We start from the raw sequence: 6,597 nt of genomic DNA on the forward strand, positions 1-6,597 counted from the left end.
GCTGACGTAGACGCTACAGCGCTTGTGCTGGCTGAGGTAGACGCTACGGCGCTTGTTGAAGCTGAGGTAGACGCTACCGCACTTGTGCTTGCTGAGGTAGACGCTACAGCACTTGTTGACGCTGACGTAGACGCTACGGCGCTTGTGCTGGCTGAGGTAGAGGCTACTGCACTAGTCGACGCTGACGTAGACGCTACCGCACTTGTGCTGGCTGAGGTAGACGCTACCGCACTTGTGCTGGCTGAGGTAGATGCTACGGCGCTTGTTGATGCTGAGGTAGACGCTACTGCACTTGTGCTGGCTGAGGTAGACGCTACTGCACTTGTTGACGCTGAAGTAGACGCTACAGCACTTGTTGACGCTGAGGTAGACGCTACCGCACTAGTCGACGCTGAGGTAGACGCTACGGCACTTGTAGATGCTGACGTTGATGCTACTGCGCTTGTTGACGCTGAGGTAGAGGCTACCGCACTTGTTGATGCTGACGTTGATGCTACTGCGCTTGTTGACGCTGAGGTAGACGCTACCGCACTTGTTGACGCTGAGGTAGACGCTACGGCACTTGTGCTTGCTGAAGTAGACGCTACAGCGCTTGTCGATGCTGAGGTAGAGGCTACTGCACTTGTTGAGGCTGACGTAGACGCTACAGCGCTTGTTGATGCTGAAGCTGAGGCACTTGCACTTCTAGAATCCGAATCAGATAATGTTGGTTTGAATATGTCCGTAGTGTTATCGTCGTATGTCACTATAACATTTCCATTATCATCAACAGCATAAGATTTGACTTGTTTAGCATTCTTATTCGCTTCTTTAATTTCTTTAAGAATCTTCGCTCGATCTTGCTCCGTAGGATTTGTTACATTTGTTACTTGAATAACTGCAGGTGAATTCGGCGTATATTTCTCACTCAATGGTGCTTGTCGGATAATATACTTCTCAACTCTTGTATTGCCAGAGAGATCTCTGACTCGAGCAAACCGTGTCCAAGTATTTGGTGATGTAGCATCATTATCAGGAGTTGGAGTCCTAGTATAATCTGTTCTCGGATTAAAGACTTGATTAGCATTATAAATTCCATCTGTCGTCAACTGATGAGTATACGGTTTTGCGAGAGATGCTTCCACTGGATCGTTTGTTTTTTGGTTAGCTATTCCTCCTGTAGCAAAATCATCAACAATCTTTGTAGTGACCCACTGTGTTTGCTCATTTGTCTCATTGTTCCAAGCTTCAATATTTTTAACTTTCCCACTATTATCTGACGTTTCGACCATAACACGGAATTTATCTCCTGGATAAACCTTGTAAACCTTATCAGAATTGTTCGGGAATCTAGGTGCTTCTACCCAAGAATTTGTTTCTTTATTAAAAATCTCAACCTTAACAGTAACATTAGGTTTCTCAGTTTCCGCTGTAATAGTCTTAGTAGTTGTGGCAGAAGTAAGGGTCTCTGTTCCTCCAGCAGGAGTCGTTACAACTTTCTCTTGTTTAACCGTTACATCGCCTGTAGGCAACAAGCCATTATTGGTATCAGTAGCCCGTTTCAAATCAGACGGTTCAAATGTCACACTTGTTCCAGTAGATTGTTTAGTAAAGGTTTGGGTACCAATCGTTAAAGTGACTGTAGCTCCTGGTGTTACGTTATTTACTACGATTTGACGATTTGGCAAGCCACCCTTTTCATTCACAGAATCATCTGCTATTTCAGGTGCTTGTGGATTTACTTTCACAGTAACAGGGACATTTTGTTTAACTCTAACACCCGTTGAATCTGCAGGTAACTCTACCTCCACTTGTTTGGTAAAGGTTCCAACTGTCGTAAGTGACGGAGCACCATCAACCCACTTGTAATTAGTATTTGTCGCGTTAAAATCCGGACTTCCTGTTACTCTTGTAACAGCTTCTTTAGGGTTTGCTACAGCTTGTTTATAACCAGCTTCATCAGTCTTATTCTGTGTAAAAATATAAGAACGGTCTGATTCAAATTTATAAACATCATGAACAACATCAACTGTTTTACTTAGTTTAGTAGTATCCCCTGCACCTGTACGACCAACAGGATAAGTAAAGGTGACTTGGTAGTTGTTTCGACCTGTTTCTGCTGTACTAATCGGTGAATTTGCTACAGGCTGGCCATTTTTTCTCCAAGTTTGACTAGCTCCACTTGGGTAGGCATCACTTCCTTCTTTATTCACATAATCATGCCATAAGGTGCCGTTATGAGGATTTGTACCTTGAATATCATTCACAGGTCCTTTAGGGGCAATCGTAGCCATAACCTTATAGTTGACCGTTACATCATCGGTTGAACCATCCGAATACGTAACACGCGCAACAGCACTCTTTGTTCCAGTAGTCGAATTGTTAATCGTATTCGTCCAGGCCACCGTTGCTCCTGCAGGCAGAGATTTCCCACCTTCAAGTTGAACAAAGTTAGCTGCATTTCCCAAATCCGCTGCCGTTTCGCCTGCATAAGTATAAATGGTATCTACTTTAGCTACGGCATTATACTTATCCGTTTGATCCTTGACAACAAACTTGATATAACCTTCGTTATTATCAGTACTATTTGATGTATTCTGGTTATCCGCAGCTACAAGTTTACGTTCAGTAATTGCTCCTTTTTGCAGGCTTTTATTTAGGGTACCTGTCAAGGTAATCGTAGCATTAGCTTGGTTTGTAGTTGAAGTAATGGTATTAGAACGAGTGACACCTGTGAAACCGCCATAGTTAGCTGCAGCTCCATTACCAGCGCCATCATCGCTTCCATTAGTTCTAGTAAGCTTCAATGAATTGATTTTTCCAGAGTCATCCGTCGCTTTTAGGGTAATATTAACCGGTTCGTTGCGATATAGATAGATTTCTTTCGTTGCCGGATTGTCGTAAGGAATGACTAACTTAGGACGTTCATTGACTGTTACAGATGGTGGAATCGGTTCGCTACGTGTACCATCTTTATAAACAATAGTCGCTTCACCATTATCTTTTACTTCAATTGTATTAATACGGTATGCGTCTTTATCATTTTTAGCATAGATAGCAGCCGTTACAGCATCCTTCTCAGGACCTGTGAGACTATTCTTATTTACTACAGGAGTAAACTCAGGATTTTTTATTGTATATTCTGGTTCATGCTTGTAACGCTCATTCAAAGCACGTTGCTTGATAAAGAAGTTCCCTTTATTTGCATCCCCAGCTTGAGTATAGTTACCAGCCTTATCTGTTGCGACAGCATTTCTACGCCAGTGATTTGTATCTGTATATTCTAAATCTTCTTTTAATTTAACTTCTTCTGCAGTTATACGAGCAGGATTAGATGTCGTCGCAACGATTTCGCCATTAGGGTCTGACAGGGAAGTAACCCTCTTTGATGAACCATATTTAGGATCCATAAAGAAATTGTTAGCCAAGTCCGAAGCCGGACGATTTCCATCAGATTCTGGAACAAGTTTAAATTCTCTCAATTTGCCCTTGTTATCCGTCGCAGTCATATTGATATCAAAAGTATCACCAGCATAAACGTAGTAATAATTATTACCGTCACTACCTTTTTCTGGAGCAATAACTTTCCTATTTTCCCCATCTCTCCGAATCACTGATACAGAAACATCAGGAATTTCTTTTTCCTTCTCTAAAGAAGCATTGACGACACTAGTAGAACCGTCACGATAAGTAACCGTGATTGTCCCATCTGTTGCAACGTCAATTTTAGATTTGGTGCCAGGGTAAGACAGCGTAAAGCTACCATCTGGATTAGTCGTTTTACTTGCTTTAGAAATATCTGGAGCAAGATCTCCATTTTTGGATAAATCCTTTAAATTCGATTGTTTTCCAACAAAATTATCATAAACTTCCTTAACTTCATCTGGTGTCAAATGGTCCAGATCAGAAACCTGAACAGTATCGCCACTTTGGATATCATGGCGCTCGTTGAAACCTTTGATATAGTAACCAACATTTTCAGCAGCTTGCTTTCTAACAACATCCTCTGTAGCAAAGCGATAAATGTAAGTTTTTCCAACTTCTGCAGAAGCGTTATCCCCACCAATTATCCCTCGTAATTTAGTATTAACTTGTTTAGCTCCTAATCCCTCATCATTTCGAGGTCCTAAGTACTCTATACCTGGGATAACATTCCTATTCTCTATATTAAACTTCTTGATGGGCATTTTCCCATCCCAAATTGCAGATATCGTATCATCAATAACATCTCCATTGAAAACTTCTTTGTATATGTTTGCTATTTGAAATCGAAGTTTTGACCCTTGACTAGTACTAGTAACCTGCTGTCTATAACCAGTTGAAAAACTTATAGGTTGCACGCTAGTATAGTTCCCTGGTGTATTTCCATATACAGGGGCAGAGCTTGTTTGAGCCTGAATCTTAGCCGTAGCTGTTGGCACTGTTTTATCATATTTAACTACGACTTTAATTTCACCATTTAGATCACGTTCAGCTCCATGGCGATAACTGTAGACAGCTTCTGAACCATTCGAAACTGTCTTATCCATATTGTAGATATCTTTATAAGTGACACTTTGAACATGCCCACCCTTACCAACTTCAATTTTAACACCGAGATAAGTCAATGGAGATCGAGTATCCACTATCATTTTATAGGTAGCGATACCCGTTGCTTTATCAAAGTCAATGTGAGGTTGACTAAGTGTGATACGTTCATCCCCTTGACTAGTTCCCCAACTCGCACGAAGAGAAGCATCACGTAACATAGCTTTCCCATTACGAGCATCACGTGCACCTGAATTGGCTCTCAAAACGGCATTGGCAATGGAATTACGAGCTAAAGTAGCTTTTTGCACCACTGCTGTCAAATCACTAGTTGGATCAGCCAAGGCTTTTTCAATCTCAGTTACCGCAGCATTGACTTTAGTGATAGCCGAGTCAGCATTTGGTAAACCGACAGCTTTAGCTAGGTACTCACCTATCTCAGCTGAAAGTTTTGTCAGTTTCTTCCGATTTTCATCTTGTTGCTTAGCTGAAACTTTTGCTGTTGCAATAGCACCTGCAGTAACTCCTACGATACTAGTCGTGGTAGAAGTTGATTGAGCAGCGCTCGCACTAATCTTCCCATCAATTTCAGTCGCCTTTAGTAGAGCAGAATCGATTTTAAGGCCAGTTGATTCTTTTGACACAGAAGACTCTTGCTCAGTTGCTGTCGCAGAAGTGCTCTGTTCAACTGATAGACTTGACACTGTAGAAAAGCTACCCGGCTCACTTGTCGATTGACTGATACTAGTAGAGCTGCTGACAGAGGCACTTGTCGAAGCGCTATTGGATGTACTTTCTGAGGCACTTAGAGAAGTGCTCGTCGAAGCACTGGCTGACGAGCTCTTAGATACAGATTCTGACATCGAAGTGCTTTCACTCATAGAAGTAGACAAGCTAGCAGAATTCTCTGAATTATTTACAGATGTCGTACCCAAAACTACTGTATCATTTGTAACCAAAAGATCTGGATTTTCCAGTGTTTTTTCCACGGCTACTGTTTCATTTGCAAACACTTTTGTTTGAGTAACAACACTACCACCTAAAACAGCCCCTGTTGCAGCAAGTCCCTTGATAATATCCAGACCTGTAATAGAAGGATTCACTTTATCCTCTACTACTTCTGTCATGACTTGAGTCGTGTCTACACCACCACGCAAGACCTTGAACAAACCAAAAAGTGAGGTTGAAGCTCGCAACCAATGTTTTCCTGATTTGATTAACTTATACCGCGTCACTCGGTCGGTTTCTCTATACTCACCTTTTTGACGTCTAAAAAACATGCTCTACCCTTTCATTACATACCAAAAGTGGACAATCCACCCAATTTTAATCATACTTTAATAGTATACTAAAAATGCAAACGATAGTCAATCATCTTAATATATTTTTATATAATACAATACTTCGAACTAACTTGGATGGATTTCCCTAAATTATCCTTCTATATTACAATCATGAAATATCCTAAAACAAAATTCAACCCAATTTTTATACTTTCTTTCTCTATATTCAAACTATAAAAATAAAACTATAACAATAGTCATAACGTCAACAAATTCACTTTTTTATAATTGTTATGTTGTGATATTTTAAAATCAAAAAAGCTGTGAACCATGACATTCACAGCAGTTCCAATTTTTAAACTACTACACGGAGTTTTTCAAATCGAGTCTATTTGCAAACGGAGTTAGTAAAACAGTTACCGCTTCCTTACCATTACGACGGAAAAATCCACGAATCAATATCATTCGCAGACTTTTACTAGCGAAGTGTTTAGGTAGACCGCCATAGCGGTTACCTATTATTAGATTACGACACTGAGTTTTGGAAATCGATTCCATTTGTAAAACTCAGTCAGTGAGGCAAGCAGGTAGGCCACTCTCTACCCGTCACGACATAAAGTTTTACGAATCGATCATATTCGTAAAACTTTACTAGTGGAGCGCCCAGTCAAGTTCCATAGAAACTTGGCGTTAGTTACTTAGATTGTTACACAATCAAATACATTTACTGAACTACGACACGGAGTTTGGCAAATCGATTTCATTTGCCAAACGTAGTTAGTAAGGCAGTTAGCTAGTTCGCTTCCTT

The 6,597-nt window shown here is 40.8% G+C and carries 1 protein-coding gene; it reads right to left on the reverse strand.

Annotated elements, in window-relative coordinates; genetic code table 11:
* A partial coding sequence (locus N8L39_RS09185; protein ID WP_261039363.1) for an accessory Sec-dependent serine-rich glycoprotein adhesin occupies positions 1 to 5,786 on the reverse strand: 5,786 nt, incomplete at its 3' end.
* Positions 5,787 to 6,597 lie beyond the last annotated feature (811 nt).

It is taken from the genome of Streptococcus mitis (assembly GCF_946190285.1).
Classification (GTDB): domain Bacteria; phylum Bacillota; class Bacilli; order Lactobacillales; family Streptococcaceae; genus Streptococcus; species Streptococcus mitis_CP.